Source organism: Mycobacterium sp. NGS33, from assembly GCF_059812885.1.
The window spans coordinates 34,923-51,197 of record NZ_JCALDN010000028.1 but is presented as its reverse complement, the minus strand read 5'-3'; the positions used below and the strand labels follow the sequence as shown (position 1 = coordinate 51,197).

Annotated in this window: 17 protein-coding genes and 2 pseudogenes; 9 read left to right on the top strand and 10 right to left on the bottom strand. The window is 66.5% G+C overall.

Features of this window, described 5'->3' with window-relative positions:
• Positions 1-25 precede the first annotated feature (25 nt).
• Positions 26-334, top strand: a complete 309-nt coding sequence (locus tag AC5Y5B_RS24690; protein WP_500007233.1) for a hypothetical protein — start codon at positions 26-28, stop codon at positions 332-334.
• Positions 335-429: 95 nt separating this feature from the next.
• Here the strand turns inward: AC5Y5B_RS24690 and AC5Y5B_RS24685 are convergent, their stop codons facing one another.
• The 8 genes and pseudogenes from AC5Y5B_RS24685 to AC5Y5B_RS24650 form a co-directional block, all read right to left on the bottom strand.
• Complete coding sequence (locus AC5Y5B_RS24685) at positions 430-1,557, bottom strand: acyltransferase family protein (RefSeq protein ID WP_500007224.1); 1,128 nt, start codon at positions 1,555-1,557, stop codon at positions 430-432.
• Positions 1,558-1,733: 176 nt separating this feature from the next.
• Positions 1,734-2,885 (bottom strand): annotated as a pseudogene (locus AC5Y5B_RS24680) (acyltransferase family protein); the annotation flags it as partial.
• A gap of 156 nt (positions 2,886-3,041) precedes the next feature.
• A complete protein-coding gene (rfbC, locus tag AC5Y5B_RS24675) occupies positions 3,042-3,650 on the bottom strand; it encodes a dTDP-4-dehydrorhamnose 3,5-epimerase (RefSeq protein WP_500007222.1) in 609 nt (202 codons plus the stop codon).
• 1 nt (position 3,651) lies between these two features.
• A complete protein-coding gene (rfbB, locus tag AC5Y5B_RS24670) occupies positions 3,652-4,647 on the bottom strand; it encodes a dTDP-glucose 4,6-dehydratase (RefSeq protein WP_500007220.1) in 996 nt (331 codons plus the stop codon).
• 26 nt (positions 4,648-4,673) lie between these two features.
• A complete protein-coding gene (locus AC5Y5B_RS24665) occupies positions 4,674-5,540 on the bottom strand; it encodes an LLM class F420-dependent oxidoreductase (RefSeq protein WP_500007218.1) in 867 nt (288 codons plus the stop codon).
• Positions 5,541-5,563: 23 nt separating this feature from the next.
• On the bottom strand, positions 5,564-6,412 hold the full coding sequence (locus tag AC5Y5B_RS24660; protein ID WP_500007216.1) for an LLM class F420-dependent oxidoreductase: 849 nt from the start codon (positions 6,410-6,412) through the stop codon (positions 5,564-5,566).
• Between the two features lie 29 nt (positions 6,413-6,441).
• Positions 6,442-7,980 carry an ATP-binding protein gene (locus AC5Y5B_RS24655; protein ID WP_500007214.1) on the bottom strand — a complete coding sequence of 513 codons (1,539 nt, stop codon included), beginning with the start codon at positions 7,978-7,980 and terminating at the stop codon, positions 6,442-6,444.
• A gap of 7 nt (positions 7,981-7,987) precedes the next feature.
• Positions 7,988-9,682 (bottom strand): annotated as a pseudogene (locus AC5Y5B_RS24650) (NAD(P)/FAD-dependent oxidoreductase).
• Between the two features lie 252 nt (positions 9,683-9,934).
• On the opposite strand from AC5Y5B_RS24650, the gene infA reads away from it, so the two are divergent.
• The 8 genes from infA (at position 9,935) to truA (ending at position 14,709) form a co-directional block, all read left to right on the top strand.
• Positions 9,935-10,156 (top strand): translation initiation factor IF-1, encoded by a 222-nt coding sequence (gene infA / locus AC5Y5B_RS24645; RefSeq protein WP_003418601.1) that lies wholly within the window; start codon positions 9,935-9,937, stop codon positions 10,154-10,156.
• A gap of 52 nt (positions 10,157-10,208) precedes the next feature.
• The gene (gene rpmJ, locus AC5Y5B_RS24640) at positions 10,209-10,322 is read left to right on the top strand and encodes a 50S ribosomal protein L36 (RefSeq protein ID WP_003879483.1); all 114 of its coding nucleotides are present in this window, start codon (positions 10,209-10,211) and stop codon (positions 10,320-10,322) included.
• A gap of 194 nt (positions 10,323-10,516) precedes the next feature.
• Positions 10,517-10,891, top strand: coding sequence for a 30S ribosomal protein S13 (gene rpsM, locus AC5Y5B_RS24635; protein ID WP_066880444.1), 375 nt, complete (start codon positions 10,517-10,519; stop codon positions 10,889-10,891).
• Between the two features lie 6 nt (positions 10,892-10,897).
• Entirely contained in the window at positions 10,898-11,314 is a 417-nt protein-coding gene (gene rpsK, locus AC5Y5B_RS24630; protein ID WP_007773475.1) for a 30S ribosomal protein S11, read from the top strand.
• A gap of 15 nt (positions 11,315-11,329) precedes the next feature.
• Positions 11,330-11,935, top strand: a complete 606-nt coding sequence (gene rpsD / locus AC5Y5B_RS24625) for a 30S ribosomal protein S4 (protein ID WP_008260255.1) — start codon at positions 11,330-11,332, stop codon at positions 11,933-11,935.
• Positions 11,936-12,063: 128 nt separating this feature from the next.
• Positions 12,064-13,107: a DNA-directed RNA polymerase subunit alpha gene (locus AC5Y5B_RS24620; RefSeq protein ID WP_112632633.1), complete on the top strand. Its 1,044-nt coding sequence runs from the start codon at positions 12,064-12,066 to the stop codon at positions 13,105-13,107.
• 119 nt (positions 13,108-13,226) lie between these two features.
• Positions 13,227-13,862 carry a 50S ribosomal protein L17 gene (rplQ, locus tag AC5Y5B_RS24615; protein ID WP_500007209.1) on the top strand — a complete coding sequence of 212 codons (636 nt, stop codon included), beginning with the start codon at positions 13,227-13,229 and terminating at the stop codon, positions 13,860-13,862.
• Complete coding sequence (gene truA / locus AC5Y5B_RS24610; protein WP_500007231.1) at positions 13,840-14,709, top strand: tRNA pseudouridine(38-40) synthase TruA; 870 nt, start codon at positions 13,840-13,842, stop codon at positions 14,707-14,709. The genes rplQ and truA overlap by 23 nt, the downstream gene beginning before the upstream one ends.
• Here the strand turns inward: truA and AC5Y5B_RS24605 are convergent.
• On the bottom strand, positions 14,706-15,341 hold the full coding sequence (locus tag AC5Y5B_RS24605; RefSeq protein WP_500007207.1) for a cutinase family protein: 636 nt from the start codon (positions 15,339-15,341) through the stop codon (positions 14,706-14,708). The two genes, truA and AC5Y5B_RS24605, sit on opposite strands and share 4 nt — an antisense overlap.
• Positions 15,342-15,383: 42 nt before the next feature.
• Positions 15,384-16,223 (bottom strand): cutinase family protein, encoded by an 840-nt coding sequence (locus AC5Y5B_RS24600; protein ID WP_500007229.1) that lies wholly within the window; start codon positions 16,221-16,223, stop codon positions 15,384-15,386.
• Between the last annotated feature and the right edge of the window lie 52 nt (positions 16,224-16,275).

Sequence of the window (16,275 nt, the reverse complement as noted above, 5' to 3'; positions counted from 1 at the left end):
GACCCAAACGGGTCCCCCTCACTATATCCATGGCTACCAACACATTCCGACGATCGGCGCGGCGTTCATGGCCCAGGCCAGCGTTTCGTTCGCGCTCGCGCTGCTGATCCTGGTCGGCGGGCCCGCCTGGCTGCGCTGGGCGGGCGCCGCGCTGGCGGCCGGCTCGCTGGTCGCGTTCGTATTGTCGCGCACCGTCGGCCTGTCCGGCTTCTCCGAACGCGGCTGGGACCCAGCGCCCTACGCGGCCGTCAGCGTCACGGCCGAGGCGATCACGCTGGTGCTGTGGGGGTTTGGCGTTCTAGTGGTTAGGCGTGATGCCCCTCTATCCGATTAAGCGGTCACTCCGCCACGCATTTAGTTCGCTGTAGGCCGTCGTTTATGCAACCGCACTGATGCGCAAGGGCGTCTTTGCGCCATCGCGGCCGAGTTCTAGGTGGGATGAGGAGTGTTTGGCGCCGGAGGATTGACGGGGTCAACCGGACTGACGTCAGGGTTAGAGACTTCGGCCAGGTCCAAGCTTGACCATTTGCGCTTGAGACGAAATTTCAGGGCCCTCGCAGGCTTCTCTACTAAGAACCAACTCAGCGCGGCTAACGGCAAGGTCACTAACGCGGACAGAGCAAAGAAGAAAGCAGGATTTAGCCAGGTCAAGCCACATACTGCCAGCATCTGCTGAGTGGGGTACGCGTAGATGTAAACGCCGTAGGACAGATCCGTTCGTAGTCCAAGGCGCTTGTCATGAACGAGGACACCTGAAGCGACGACGGCATACGCCAGAGGAAGGGCAGCGACTACCCGATAATCCGGCAGCTGGCTGGACGCCAAGATGATAACCACGCTTGCCGCTACAAGCGACCACCGAGCAGGAATCTTGTCTCGCCACTGATAAAGAAGCGCTCCTGCCGAAAACATGATTGCGGAGCGCACAGCGAGCTGCGGCACCGTCCATGCTTCCGTCAGTGTCAGAGGCGGCAACACCATTGCCCCAAGCGTTGCCAGCGCCAAGATCGCAGGAGAAACCCATCTCCGATTAGCGAGTCCAGCCACACCGATAACGGCGACGGCCAAGTAGCACATCAGCTCCCACACGAGGGACCAAAGGGAACCGTTCCAACGTCCCGCCCATGGCACGCCGAGGGGCGTGCCGCCGACGTTGGTGCGAAGATACGCCACCGCGCTGTTCTTCAATACGTATTCGAAAGGGGCGCTTGACTGCAGCAGCTTCGCGGCCGAACCGCCCTGAATCGCCACACTGAGCGGGGCGAACGCAAACGCGGTGACGACCAAACAGACATAAAACGCAGGAAGGATGCGAAGGGCCCGAGCGACGAGGTAGTCGCGGACTCGAGGGTCGTTGAGCCAACTCGCAGTGATAAGAAACCCTGAGATTGCGAAGAAACCGTCAACGCCGACCGAGAAGAAAACCTGGAGAATCGCTGTGGGCGGTACCCTGCCCGTGATTGGCCAGCTGTGAAACAGCATTACTTCGGCCGCCAGGGCGAGCCGTATCGCGTTTAACGCATTGTTTCGCGGATCGAAGACCTGCCCAATCGTCATCCGGCTCCGCTCGTGGTTCCCCGCGCGCGCTCCCGAGGCCATCGCAGCGCCAGCCCGTCGAGGAGTGGCTGGCTTTCCGGTCCTCCTGACTGTGGTTCAGCGCGTCGGTTTATCGGTGCGACTGCACCGTGAGCATTGGTCGTTTCAAACTGTTGCGCAGACGAATGGGCGCTAGTCGGGGTTACCGGGTTCGGCCGGTCCGCAACGACGTCTACCCCAGTGACATCGTGGTTGCCGCCTTCGGCGAGATCGGGCAGAGATCGCTTCCGCATCAGGCGATGTTTGAGAGACCGCGCAGGGTTTTCGACCAGAAACCAGCTCGCGGCGGCCAGCGGCAGGGTCGCTATCGTGGCAACGCCGAAGAACGCGAATGGATTTAGCCACATGAGTCCTCCGATGACGAGCAGCTGCTGAATCGGGAAAGCGTAAATGTAGACGCCATAAGAGAGATCCGTGCGTAATCTCAAGTGTTTGTTGTGGATCAGGACGCCGGACACAATGATGGCGTAAGCCAGCGGAATGGCAGCCACCATACGGTAGTCGGGCAGCAGGCTAGCCGCTGCAACGATGACCAGGCTCACCGCTACGAGAGACCATCGAGCGGGGATCTTGTCTCGCCACTGGTAGAGGAGCGCGCCTGACGCAAACATGATGGCGGTCCGGCAGGCCAAAAACATGAGTGGGACTAGCGGCGCGTTGCCGTGCTGGTGAGTCAATTCCTCAGGAGAGGTAAGCGGAGGCAATAACGACGCCCCGATCAGCGCCAGCACCAATATCGCCGGTGAAACCCAACGGCGGCTAGCTAGTCCGGCCACGCCGATGCCGGCAACGATGACGTAGCACATCACTTCCCAGATGAGGGACCACAACGACCCGTTCCAGTTCCCCGTAACTGGAACCCCCTGCGGTGTCCCGCCGACATCGAACTTCACCAGCGCCACCGCGCTGTTTTCCAACAGAAACTCCAACGGCGCACCGGACGCAAGAAGCTTGACGGCCGAGCCGCCTTGCATCGCCACCCCGATCGGGGCGAAGACAAACGCGGTAACGATTACGCAGACATAGAAACCAGGCAGGATCCGCAACGCTCGCGCCGTAAAATAATCGCGAACCCGAGGATTGCTGAGCCAACTTGCAGTGATGAGAAATCCCGAGATCGCGAAGAACCCGTCTACGCCCACACAAAGAAGAAGTTGATAAACGGGCTTGAGCGAGAGGGTGCGCCCTGTGACCCCCCAGGAGTGAATGAAAATCACTTCCGCTGCCAGGAGCAGGCGCCACGCGTTCAGTGCGTTACACCGCGGATCGAATGCGCGCCCCAAACTCATGCGATCCCCGTTCCTCCGCGACCCGCCCCCAGGCGCCATCGTATAACCCCTCTCGGCGGATTTAGGGAATTCGCGTTTTCAGAATCGATCTGTCCCGTCTTCATGCCCCGGGTCGACCGCGTAGGACATGGGGCATAGGCAGATATGCAAGCGCAGCTATTTGCTGTACATATGTTCAACAAACGCCTTCGTCTCTTCCCAGGTGGGCAGCAGGCCGGAGGCGCGCGCCTCGTCGAAGCTGGGCGCGGCGGCGTCGCGGTCGGACAGATTGGGCGGCGCGCCATCCACCAGCGGCCAGTCGATGGCCAGCGCCGGATCCGTCGCGCAAATGGTGTGTTCGCGCTGCGGGTTGTATTCCGCCGAGCACAAATACATCACCGTCGAATTGTCTTGCAGCGCCAGGAAGCCGTGGCCGAGGCCTTCGGAAATGTAGATCGTCCGGTGATCGGTGTCGTCGAGCAGCACGGAGTCCCACTGCCCGAAGGTCGGCGAGCCCTCCCGGATGTCGACGACCACGTCGAACACCGAACCGCGAACGCAGGTCACGTACTTGGCCTGGCTCGGCGGCACCTGGGCGTAGTGCAATCCGCGCAAGACGCCCGCCGAGGACACCGAGCAGTTCGCCTGCCGGACGTCGAGGCGGTGACCGGCGAAGCCGCTGAAGCCCTTGTCGGTGAGCCATTCGAAGAAATGCCCGCGCGAATCGCCATGCACCGTCGGGGTGATCTCCCAGGCGCCGGGGATCTTCAGTTCGCGAACCTGCACGCTACTGCCCACGCTCTTCGTAGCGGGCTTCCGAGGCGTCTTTCAACGGGCGCCACCACGATTCGTTCGCGCGATACCAGTCAATGGTGGCACGCAGACCCTCCTCGAAGTCGGTATGCTTTGGCGCCCAACATAATTCGTCGTACAGGGTGGACGGGTCGATGGCGTAACGCAGATCGTGGCCGGCGCGGTCGGTGACATGGTCGAAGTCGTCGGGCTCGCGGCCCATCATCTGCAGCAGCGTGCGCAGCACGGTCAGGTTGTCACGCTCGCCTTCGGAACTGATCAGGTAGGTGCGCCCGATCTCGCCGGAGTCCAGGATGCGCCGCACCGCGCTGTTGTGGTCGTCGACGTGGATCCAGTCGCGGACGTTGGCGCCGGCGCCGTACAGCTTGGGCCGCCGGCCGGTGAGCACGTTGGTGATCTGGCGCGGGATGAACTTCTCGACGTGCTGATACGGCCCGTAATTGTTGGAGCAGTTCGAGATCGTCGCGCGCACGCCATAGGAGCGCACCCACGCCCGCACCAGCATGTCCGCGGCCGCTTTGGTCGCCGAATACGGGCTGGACGGGTTGTAGGGGGTCGCCTCGGTGAACCGCTGGGGGTCGTCGAGCTCCAGGTCTCCGTAGACCTCGTCGGTCGAGATGTGGTGCAGCCGCACGCCGTAACGCCGCACGGCCTCGAGGATGGTGAAGGTGCCGACGACGTTGGTGTGCAGGAACGGCTCGGGGCCCTCCAGCGCGTTGTCGACGTGGCTTTCCGCGGCGAAGTGCACGACCGCGTCGGATTCGGCGACCAACCGCGACACCAGCTCGGCGTCGGTGATGTCGCCGACCACCAGCTCGATGGAGTCCTCGACGTCGGCCAGTGACTCGCGCCGACCCGCATAGGTCAGGGCGTCGAGCACCGTGACGGAATCCTCGGGGTGTTCGCGGACCGTGCTGTGCACGAAGTTGGCGCCGATGAATCCCGCGCCGCCGGTGACCAGTAACCGCATGCCCAAACCCTAACCGAGCCGATCGGTCAGTTTGCGCGAGTTAGCCCCAGAGCTCCGGCCAATTCGCTTAGCGCAGGTAGCAGCGTTTCCTCGGCGTGGGCGCCGAGCACCTGGATCGCCACGTGGTCGGCCCCGGCCTCGAGGTGCTCACCCAGCCGCGCCGCGATGTCCTGCGGTGTCCCGTAGGCGACCACCGCGTCGATCAGCCTGTCGCTGCCGGGCTTGCGCACGTCGGCCTCGGTGAACCCCAGCCGCAGCCAGTTGTTCACGTAGTTGCTCAGGCCCAGGTAGAACTCGACCGTCTGGCGGCCGATCGCCCGCGCCCGCTCCGCGTCGGTGGTGAGCACCACCTTGTGTTCGGGCGCCAAATACACTGCCCCGCCGAGCAAATCGCGCGCCTTGGCCGTGTGTTCCGGCGTCGTCAGATAGGGGTGCGCGCCGGCGCTGCGCTGCGCCGCGAGCCGCAGCACTCGCGGGCCCAGCGCGGCGAGCACCCGCCGGCTGGTCGGCACCGGGGCGGCATCGAGTTCGTCGAGGTAGGAGGCCAGGGCGTCGTACGGTTTCACGTATTGCGCGGTGTGCTCGGGGTGGCCCACCCCGATGCCCAGCAAAAACCTTCCGGGGTGGGCGGTTTCGATCCGCCGGAAGGACTGCGCGACGGCCCCGGCGGGCGCCGACCAGATGTTGACGATCCCGGTGGCCAGCTGCAGCGACGTCGTGCGCGCCAGGGCCGGCTCGGCCCAGGACAGCTCGGCGTCCGGTGAGCCACCGATCCAGGCCGCGCCGTATCCCAGCGATTCGATGCCCGCGGCCAATTCGGGGGAGATGGAGCGGGTGGGCAGCCACACGCCGAACCGGCCGAGCTCGGGCTTGAGTGAAACTCCTTCGGTCATCCGGCTTCCCCCTCGGTGATCGGTCAGGACTGCTTCAACCCCAGTGGCCCCGCCAGTTCGGCCAGCGCCGAGACCAGGTTTTCATCCTTCGTCAGGACCTGCACGGGGACGTGATCGGCGCCGGCGTCGAGGTGTTCTTTGAGCCGCGCGGCGATCTGGTCCACCGTGCCGTACGCCACCACCGCGTCCACCAGGCGGTCGCTGCCGGGACGGGTGACCTCGTCCTCGCTGAAACCCAGCCGCTTCCAGTTGTTTCGGTAGTTGGCGAGGTTGAAATAGACGTCGAGCGCCTTGCGGCCGACCGCCCGGGCCTTCTCGGCGTCGGTGGTCAGGATCGCCTTGTGCTCCGGCGCCAGGAACGCCGACGGCCCGATGATCTCCCGCGCCCGCGCGGTGTGTTCGGGGGTGGTCAGGTACGGGTGCGCTCCGGCCGAGCGCTCCGCGGACAGCTTGAGGACGCGCGGGCCCAGCGCCGCCACCACCCGCCGGTGGGCGGGCACGCCGTAGTCGTCGAGCTGCTGGAGGTAGTCGCTCAGCGCGTCGTAGGGCTTGCGGTACTCGGTGTGCGCCTCGGGATGCCCGACGCCGATGCCCAACAGGAAGCGGCCGGGGTAGGCCTTGTCGATGCGGTGGAACGATTCGGCCACCGGCTTGGCGGCCGCTGTCCAGATGTTGACGATGCCGGTGCCCACCTGCAACGTCGTGGTCGCTTCCAGGAGGGGTTCGACCCAGGACAGCTCGGCGGGCGGTGAACCGCCGACCCAGACGGCGCCGTAGCCCAGCGCCTCGATGTCTTTGGCTTGTTCGGGGGTGACGCCGCGTCCGAACGATCCGAACCGGCCGAGGTCGGGCTTGCTCGCTGCATCGGTCATGGTTGTTCCCAACCTGCGCCCCGCGAAAGCTATTCCGAAACGGCCAGATCCTCGTCGACGTCTTCGAGATCGGTGGCCGCGACGTCGGCGGCGGGCGCCGTGAGCGGGAGCAGCACGATGAACCGGGTGTCGCCGGGCACCGACTCCACCCGCAGGTCGCCGCGATGCTTCTTCACGACGATGTTGAACGCCAGGTCCAGGCCCAGCCCGGTGCCCTCGCCGAAGGGTTTGGTGGTGAAGAACGGCTCGAAGATGTGCTCGCGCACGTCCTCGGGTATGCCCGGTCCGGTGTCGCAGATTTCGATGCGGGCCAGGTTGTCGCCGTCGGCGCAGGTGCGGATGGTCAGGGTGCCCCCGGTGTCGCGCATCGCGGCGAGCGCGTTGTCGATGATGTTGGTCCACACCTGATTGAGATCACCTGGGTAGCAAGGGATTTCGGGAAGGTTTTGGTCGAAGTCCTTGACCACGGTGACGACGCGGTCGCCCCCGGCGCCCTTGGTCGCGTCCTTGGTCAGCCGGTCGGCGAACATCACCAGCGTGCTGCGCAGCAGATCGTGCACGTTGGTCACCTGGAACGGGGCCCGATCCATCTGCGAATACTGCTTGGCGTCGGCGACCAGCGCCGAAATCCGTTTGCTGGCTTCCAGGATCTGATTCATCAGCAGCTCGCTCTCGATGGTGTAGTTGATCCATCGGATCGCCTGCTCCAGCGATGTCGACGCGAGCTCCTCGGTGACCGCGGAGATCCGCTCCAGCCAATCGGTGTCGACCCCGCCCTCGACGAACGTCGGCGCGATGTCCCACCCGCCGTCGATGCCGTGCTCTTCCAGCCAGTCGCCGACGGCGTCCTCGCGGTCGGAGGTTTCGAGCGCGGTCAAATGCTGTGAGGCCGACTTGGCGACCTGCTCGGCCACCCTCTCCTGCAGCCGCACCAGGGCGCTGAGCGCCTCCGGGGTGATGGTCCCGTCGGCCAGCATCGCCAACTTGTGGCGCATGTTGGCCACCCGTTCGCGCAGATCCGCCGCGGACCGCGAGATCGCCGCCGCGGGGTTGTTCAGCTGGTGGGTCAGCCCGGCCGACAACCGGCCCAGCGCCAGCAGCTTCTCCCGGTTGTCGATGATCCGGCGGGTCCGGTCGGTGCCGACAGCGATGCCGTCGAGCAGATGCACCGCCATCGGGAACTGGTCCTTCATGAACTGGGCGAACACCGGCGCGTCCATCACGAAGAAGCGCGACGGCTTGGTCACGTGCACCGAGGCGTCGTAGCTCTTCTGCTTGCCGCCGGTGAACGCCCGCCAGGCCCCGCAGTACACGCCGCGCTGCGAGGTGCGGTTGGTCTCGATGTCCTGGCCGCCGGAGAGCTTGGTCATGGTCAGCTCCCCGTCGAGCAGGACGTAGAAGCAGGTCGCCGGCTCGCCCTCGACACAGATGGGACCCGGTTCGTACTGCTGGATGTGCCCGTTGGCGCACAGCATCGCGAGCTGGTCGTCGGTCAGCGCCTCGAACAGGAACAGGCTGCGCAGCTCGTCGGGTTGGCAGGGCACCTTCGCCGATTCGGGGCCGGTCATGCTTCTCCTAGTTCTCGGCCAGGTAGCGGTGGACCAGCATGACGGCCATCGACCCTTCGCCGACGGCGGCCGCGACCCGCTTGGCGGAGGTCGAGCGGACGTCGCCGGTGGCGAACACCCCGGGCACGCTGGTTTCCAGGTGATGCGGCGGGCGTTCCAGCGTCCAGCCGCACACGTTGCGCAGGTCCGGCCCGGTCAGGATGAAGCCGTGGTCGTCGCGGGCCAGCACCCCGTCGAGCCAGTCGGTACGCGGGGCGGCGCCGATGAAGATGAACATCCGGCCGCAGGTGACGTCCTCGACCTGGCCGGTGCGGTTGTTGACCAGCCTCAGCTGCTCCAGGTGGCCGTCGCCGGTGGCGCGCTGAACCTCGGTGCAGGTCAGCACGTTGATCTTGGGGTTCGCTTCGATCTGCTAGATGAGGTAGTAGGACATCGAGGCCTCCAGCGACGGGGCGCGCACCACGATGTTGACCGTCTTGGCCGTCCGCGACAGGTACATGGCCGCCTGCCCGGCCGAGTTGGCCCCGCCGATCACGTAGACCTCTTCGCCCTCGCATTCCGAGGCCACGGAGATGGCCGCGCCGTAGTAGATGCCGCAACCGGTGAGCTCGGTGCAGCCCTCGGCCTGCAGTTGGCGATAGGCGACGCCGGTGGCGAGGATGACCGCGTGCGCGTCGACCGAGCCGCCGTCGGCGAACCGGACGGTGCGCTTGGACCCGTTCACCTCGAGGGCGATCGCCTTGCGGGCGGTGATCAGTTCGGCGCCGAACTTCTCCGCCTGCCGCCGCGCCCGGTCGGCCAACTGGCCGCCGGACACCCCGTCCGGGAAGCCCAGGTAGTTCTCGATGCGCGAGCTCTGCCCGGCCTGCCCGCCGGTGGCGGTGTGCTCGATGAGCACGGTGCGTAGCCCCTCGGAGGCGCCGTACACGGCCGCGGCCAGGCCCGCGGGCCCACCGCCGACCACGATCAGGTCGTAGAACTCCTGCGACGGCGTGGTGGTCAGGCCCAGGGTCTCGGCCAGCTGCGCATCGGTGGGCTCGACCAGGGTGTCGCCGCGCTGGGTGATGACCACCGGCAGCCGCAGGCCGTCCTCGCCGGCCGCGGTGAGCAGCCGCTCGCCGGCGGGCTCGTCGGCCATGAACCAGGTGTAGTAGAGGCCGTTGCGGGCCAAGAAGTCGCGGACTTGCCATGACCGCGCCGACCAGCGGTGACCGATCACTTTGGTGTGCGGGATGGGGTGCTCGGGTGCGGCCCGCCAGGCGTCCAGCAGCCCGTCGATGACGGGGTAGAACTTCTCCTCCGGGGGATCCCACGGCTTGAGCAGGTAGTGGTCCAGGTCGACGACGTTGATCGCGTCGATGGCGGCGTGGGTGTCGGCGTAGGCGGTCAGCAGCACCCGGCGCGCCGCGGGATACAAGTCCATCGCCTGCTCGAGGAATTCGATGCCGCTCATCTGCGGCATCCGGTAGTCGGCGATGAGCAGCGCGACGGTCTCGCCGCGCAGCTTGAGCTCCTTGAGCGTGCCCAGCGCGTCGGGTCCGGATTCCGCGCGCACGATCCGGTGGTCCTCGCCGTAGTGGCGACGCAGGTCGCGGGCGACGGCGCGAGACACCGAGGGATCGTCGTCGACGGTCAGCATGACGGGCTTGCGCTGGTGCGCTGCGGCCTCGGGCGGGCCGGAGGGGGCCGAGGGATTAGTCATCGGCGTTAAGTATGCGCTCGTCAGCGGCCGTGCGGGAGGTCGAGGGAGGCCGGCCGCGTTCCGCCGACAGCGATTTTGGTGCAGCGGAACAACCAGGTATCGTGGAACAACGGTGCGGCATCCGCGCCGACTTTTTGTGTGCCAAGTCCCTAGGAATTTCCTGTCACCGGCTCACGTTCCAAGTCGGTGCACTGTCGCGTCGACTAGGCGCAGACGAGAACGAAACTATACGACGAGGATTCTTAACTAGTTATGGCCAAGAAGGACGGCGCCATCGAGGTGGAAGGTCGGGTGGTCGAGCCGCTGCCCAATGCGATGTTCCGCATTGAGCTGGAGAACGGCCACAAGGTGCTTGCCCACATCAGCGGCAAGATGCGGCAGCACTACATCCGCATCCTGCCGGAGGACCGGGTGGTGGTGGAGTTGTCTCCCTACGACCTGTCCCGTGGCCGCATCGTGTACCGGTACAAGTAGCAGCGCCTGAGCTCCAACAACCTACGAACAGACAGAACAGGATCGAACAGCCGTGAAGGTGAACCCGAGCGTCAAGCCAATCTGTGACAAGTGCAGGGTGATCCGTCGGCATGGGCGGGTCATGGTGATCTGCTCCGATCCGCGCCACAAGCAGCGCCAGGGCTGATCGCCCCGGCACCAACACAACTGAATGCAGACCTCCCAGCACCACTGAGCTGCCTGGCGCGTCAAGCGCCAAAAAAGACGAATCAGCGTCGCTCATCCACGCCCGGTCGGAGGCCGGGCCCCGATAACACCCACGTGGGATCGGGAACGGGCTGGGATCAGACCTCCGCCTAGAAAAAAGAGGAAACGCCACCTATGGCTCGACTAGTAGGCGTCGACCTTCCGCGCGACAAGCGGATGGAGATCGCCCTGACCTACATCTTCGGCGTCGGCCGCACCCGGTCGAACGAGATCCTGGAAGCCACCGGCATCGACCGGAACCTGCGCACCCGGGACCTGACCGATGACCAGCTGACCCACCTACGCGACTACATCGAAGCCAACCTCAAGGTGGAGGGTGACCTGCGCCGCGAGGTTCAGGCCGACATCCGTCGCAAGATCGAGATCGGCTGCTACCAGGGCCTGCGGCACCGCCGCGGCCTGCCGGTGCGCGGCCAGCGGACGAAGACCAACGCGCGCACCCGCAAGGGCCCCAAGCGCACCATCGCCGGCAAGAAGAAGGCCAGGTAACCCCCCATGCCACCAGCCAAGAAGGCAGCCGCTGCCCCCAAGAAGGGGCAGAAGACCCGTCGCCGGGAAAAGAAGAACGTCCCGCACGGTGCCGCCCACATCAAGAGCACGTTCAACAACACGATCGTGACCATCACCGACCCGCAGGGCAACGTCATCGCCTGGGCGTCGTCGGGTCACGTCGGGTTCAAGGGCTCGCGCAAGTCGACGCCGTTCGCCGCGCAGTTGGCCGCCGAGAACGCGGCCCGCAAGGCGCAGGAACACGGCGTGAAGAAGGTCGACGTGTTCGTGAAGGGCCCGGGCTCGGGCCGGGAGACGGCGATCCGGTCGCTGCAGGCCGCCGGTCTGGAGGTCGGTGCGATCTCCGACGTCACCCCCCAGCCGCACAACGGCGTTCGCCCCCCGAAGCGACGCAGGGTCTAGGAGGAAAAGAACCCAATGGCTCGTTACACCGGACCCGTCACCCGCAAATCACGCCGGCTGCGCACCGACCTCGTCGGCGGCGACCAGGCGTTCGAGAAGCGCCCCTACCCGCCCGGCCAGCACGGCCGCGCGCGGATCAAGGAAAGCGAATACCTGCTGCAGCTGCAGGAGAAGCAGAAGGCCCGCTTCACCTACGGCGTGATGGAAAAGCAGTTCCGTCGCTACTACGAAGAGGCCGTGCGCCAGCCCGGCAAGACGGGTGAAGAGCTGCTGCGCATCCTGGAAAGCCGGCTGGACAACGTCGTGTACCGCGCCGGCCTGGCCCGCACCCGCCGGATGGCGCGTCAGCTGGTCAGCCACGGACACTTCAGCGTCAACGGCGTGCACGTCAACGTCCCCAGCTACCGGGTGTCGCAGTACGACATCATCGACGTGCGGGACGGCTCGCTGAACACCGTGCCGTTCCAGATCGCGCGGGAGACCGCGGGCGACCGCCCGATCCCGAGCTGGCTGCAGGTGGTGGGGGAGCGTCAGCGCATCCTCGTCCACCAGCTGCCCGAGCGGGCGCAGATCGACGTGCCGCTCACCGAGCAGCTCATCGTCGAGTTCTACTCGAAGTAAAGACCCCTGGGCCAACCTGGTTCAGGTCTGCGACGATCGCAAGCGCGGCGAAGCCGGGTGCAGCGGGTCGGAGCGGACAACACAGCGGCATCAAATAGCGGGTGCCGAGAAGGAGAAGAAGAAACACCATGCTGATCTCTCAGCGACCCACCTTGTCGGAGGAAGTCCTCACCGACAGCCGCTCCCAGTTCGTCATCGAACCGCTGGAGCCGGGATTCGGTTACACCCTGGGCAATTCGTTGCGCCGGACGCTGCTGTCCTCGATTCCGGGTGCGGCCGTCACCAGCATCCGCATCGACGGCGTGCTGCACGAGTTCACCACCGTGCCGGGCGTCAAGGAAGACGTCACCGCGATCATCTTGAACCTCAAGGGCCTGGTGGTGTCGTCCGAGGAGGACGAGCCGGTCACCATGTACCTGCGCAAGCAGGGCCCGGGTGAGGTCACCGCGGGAGACATCGTGCCGCCCGCCGGTGTCACCGTGCACAACCCCGACCTGCACATCGCGACGCTGAACGACAAGGGCAAGCTCGAGGTCGAGCTGGTCGTCGAGCGCGGCCGTGGCTACGTGCCGGCCGTGCAGAACCGCGCCTCGGGTGCCGAAATCGGCCGTATCCCAGTCGATTCCATCTACTCGCCGGTGCTCAAGGTCACCTACAAGGTGGACGCCACCCGTGTCGAGCAGCGCACCGACTTCGACAAGCTGATCCTGGACGTCGAGACCAAGAGCTCGATCAACCCCCGCGACGCGCTGGCGTCGGCGGGTAAGACCCTGGTCGAATTGTTCGGTCTGGCACGCGAACTCAACGTCGAAGCCGAGGGCATCGAGATCGGGCCGTCGCCGGCCGAGGCCGACCACATCGCGTCGTTCGCCCTGCCGATCGACGACCTGGACCTGACCGTGCGGTCCTACAACTGCCTCAAGCGCGAGGGTGTGCACACCGTCGGCGAGCTGGTCAGCCGCACCGAGTCCGACCTGCTCGACATCCGTAACTTCGGGCAGAAGTCCATCGACGAGGTGAAGGTCAAGCTGCACCAGCTGGGCCTGTCGCTCAAGGACAGCCCGCCGAGCTTCGACCCCTCGCAGGTCGCGGGTTACGACGTCGCCACCGGCACCTGGTCGTCCGAGGCGTCCTACGACGACCAGGACTACGCCGAAACCGAACAGCTCTAAGAGCCGTCCGGTGACAATGCGGCCGTGCAGCGGCCGCTGAGGAACCGGACACAACCGACGAAAGTCCGTCCCGGCCCTACCTGATACGGGGGCCGGCCCCCGATGAGGAGATAGTCGCAATGCCCAAGCCCACCAAGGGACCTCGCCTCGGCGGGTCGTCTTCGCACCAGAAGGCGCTTCTCGCCAACCTGGCCACCTCCCTGTTCGAGCACGGCCGGATCAAGACGACCGAGCCCAAGGCGCGGGCGCTGCGGCCCTACGCGGAGAAGCTGATCACGCACGCGAAAAAGGGTGCGCTGCACAACCGTCGTGAGGTGATGAAGAAGATCCGCGACAAGGACGTGGTGCACGCCCTGTTCGCGGAGATCGGCCCGTTCTACGCCGACCGCAACGGCGGCTACACCCGCATCATCAAGGTCGAGCCGCGCAAGGGCGACAACGCGCCCATGGCCGTGATCGAGCTGGTGCGGGAGAAGACCGTCACCTCCGAGGCCGACCGGGCCCGTCGGGTGAAGGCTTCCAAGAAGTCCGACGCCCCGGTCGCCGCGGCGGCGGCGCCTCAGGCGGCCGTCGAACCCGAGGAAGCCGTCGGCCCGACGGCCGAGGAGGCGACCGAGACCGAGGCCACGGAGACACCCGAGGTTTCGGAGGCCACGGAGGCCGAGGCCGCCGCCGAGGAAAAGCACGACGAGGCCATCGAGGCGCGGGCCGAGGCCGAGAAGGCCGAAGAGGCTGACGAGGCTGACGAGAGTTAGCGACCCGGACTCTCAGGTCCGTCTGCGGCTCGATATCGCCTACGACGGAACAGGTTTCGCGGGCTGGGCCACTCAGGCCGGCCAGCGGACCGTGGCTGGGATCCTCGACGAGGCGCTGACGACGGTGTTTCGCACGCCGGTGCGCCTGCGCGCGGCGGGACGCACCGACGCCGGCGTGCATGCCACCGGGCAGGTGGCCCACGTCGACGTGCCGCTGGCCGCGCTGCCCAACGCCTACCCGCGCGCACCGCAGATCGGTGAGCCCGAGTTTTTGCCGCTGCTGCGCCGGCTGGGCCGGTTCCTGCCGACCGACGTCCGCGTCGTCGACATCACCCGCGCCCCGGCGGGTTTCGACGCCCGGTTCTCGGCGCTGCGCCGGCACTACGTGTACCGGCTCTCGACGGCGCCCTGGGGCGTGCAGCCGCTGCAGGCCCGCTACGTCACCGCCTGGCCGCGTCCGCTGGACGTCGAGGCGATGGCGACCGCGTCACGAGACCTGCTGGGGCTACACGACTTTGCCGCGTTCTGCCGTCATCGCGAGAACGCCACCACCATTCGCGAACTGCAGCGCCTGGAGTGGACCCGCGACGGCGACCTGATCACCGCGCAGGTCAGCGCCGACGCGTTCTGCTGGTCGATGGTGCGCTCGCTGGTCGGTGCGTTGCTGGCCGTCGGCGAGCACCGCCGGCCCGTTTCGTATTGCCGCGAATTGCTGAGCGCGACAGAGCGATCCAGCGACTTCGCCGCCGCGCCCGCGCACGGGTTGTCGCTGGTCGCCGTCGACTACCCGCCGGATGACCAGCTGGCGGCGCGCAATCTGATCACCCGCGACATTCGTTCGCGCTAGACCCGGGCCGCCACGAAAGTCGCCGCCTTGTTGGTCAATCTGGGCACGTAGCTCAGGTGCGAGCTCCACTGCAGGCCCGACGAGCAGATCGGGTCGCCGGGGTTGCACAGGTCGATGGTCTTGCCCTCGAAGTTGGGGGACAGGGCGCTCATCAGTTGGCCCGCCCGGCCGGACGGATTGCCGAACAGGGCGACCGCGGCGACGTGATCGGCGGCCGCGGGCGGCAGCGGCTGGCGGTAGCCGAGGCCGGACACCGGTGCCGCCGTGACGATGTCGACGACGGCGGCGCCCTGCGAGTACCCGCCCAGCACCAGTTTGGTGCCGGGACAGTTGGCGGCCATCTGCTGGATGTGGGTGCTGGCGTCATTGGCGCCGTTGGCGGCGGCCAGAAAGTCCTTGCTTGCCGGGTAGTTCACCCCATATGCACCAACGCTTTTGCGAGTCTGCTCGCGCAACGAGCTGACGAACGCACCGCCTACCTTGCCCACACCGGGCGGTTCATCGGTGCCGCGGGCGAACACCACTTCAACGCCGGGGCATGACGCCGACGCATGCGGAATCAATTGGGGGGCAATCAATAACGCGCCCGTCGCGCCAATTCCGATGCCCAGCCCTAACGGGATAAGCCTCACACAGCGATGTTAAGGGGGCGTTGATAACCCGACGGTAACGATTTAGACGAGAGGTGCTTGCGGTGCGGTCGTGGTCGGGACGACCGGACCGGTTGCGGGCCCCGGACCGCCGTCGTGAATCGACGGGCCCGAACCGGGGGTCTGCCCGTTAACCGGCGACTGCTGGCCGTAGCCCGGCTGCTGCGGGCCGTAGCCGGGGCCCAGCGGCGGACCGAAGGCGGGCGACTGCTGTCCGAGGCCGGCGGCCGCCAGCTTCTGCGCGACGAACGACGCCGCCTGCGTGGTGTAGACGGGGACGTAGCCCTCGGTGTGCCCGCTCCATTCGTTGCCCTCGCCCGCGTGACAGATCGGGTCGTTGGGGTTGCAGTAGTCGGCGGCCTTGGAGCCCAGCAGCGCGCTCTTGGTGGGCAGCGACCCTCCGGCGCGGTCGGCCACGTCACCGAAGGTCACGACGGCGGCGACGTTGTTGGCGTATTGCACGGGCAGGGTGTTGCCCCAGCTGATGCCGCCGATCGGGACGCCGGCCACGATGTCCATCACCGACGCGCCTTGGGAGTAGCCGCCCAGCACGATCTTGGTGTTCGGGCAGGTTTCCACGCTCTTCTTGACGCGGTCGATGGTGTCGTTGGCGCCGTCGCCGCCGTGCAGCTGCAGCTTGCTGGCGGCGTAGTTCACCCCGTAGGGCAGGATGTTCAAGCCCGTCTGCTGGCGCAGCGAGTCCACCAGGGCGTCGCCGACCCGGCCCAGGCCGGTGGGTTCGTTGGTGCCCCGGGCGAAGATGACTTCGACGTCAGGGCAGTCGAAGGCGGAGGCTTTGGGTGCCACGGCGGGGTTTGCGAGCAGGCCAGCGGCGATAACCAGGGCGGACGCGCCCAGGCCGATCAACCGGCCCGCTGACCGCGCGGTGCCCGCCCGAGGGGTACGTGTGCGGCGA

Bases quoted from the DNA above. Each gene is read 5' to 3' on its own strand.
- rpsK (WP_007773475.1), top strand. From the start codon at position 10,898: ATGCCACCAGCCAAGAAGGCAGCCGCTGCCCCCAAGAAGGGGCAGAAG.
- AC5Y5B_RS24665 (WP_500007218.1), bottom strand. From the start codon at position 5,540: ATGACCGAAGGAGTTTCACTCAAGCCCGAGCTCGGCCGGTTCGGCGTG.
- AC5Y5B_RS24685 (WP_500007224.1), bottom strand. From the start codon at position 1,557: ATGACGATTGGGCAGGTCTTCGATCCGCGAAACAATGCGTTAAACGCG.
- rpsM (WP_066880444.1), top strand. From the start codon at position 10,517: ATGGCTCGACTAGTAGGCGTCGACCTTCCGCGCGACAAGCGGATGGAG.
- rpsD (WP_008260255.1), top strand. From the start codon at position 11,330: ATGGCTCGTTACACCGGACCCGTCACCCGCAAATCACGCCGGCTGCGC.
- AC5Y5B_RS24660 (WP_500007216.1), bottom strand. From the start codon at position 6,412: ATGACCGATGCAGCGAGCAAGCCCGACCTCGGCCGGTTCGGATCGTTC.
- AC5Y5B_RS24620 (WP_112632633.1), top strand. From the start codon at position 12,064: ATGCTGATCTCTCAGCGACCCACCTTGTCGGAGGAAGTCCTCACCGAC.
- rfbB (WP_500007220.1), bottom strand. From the start codon at position 4,647: ATGCGGTTACTGGTCACCGGCGGCGCGGGATTCATCGGCGCCAACTTC.
- infA (WP_003418601.1), top strand. From the start codon at position 9,935: ATGGCCAAGAAGGACGGCGCCATCGAGGTGGAAGGTCGGGTGGTCGAG.
- AC5Y5B_RS24655 (WP_500007214.1), bottom strand. From the start codon at position 7,980: ATGACCGGCCCCGAATCGGCGAAGGTGCCCTGCCAACCCGACGAGCTG.
- rplQ (WP_500007209.1), top strand. From the start codon at position 13,227: ATGCCCAAGCCCACCAAGGGACCTCGCCTCGGCGGGTCGTCTTCGCAC.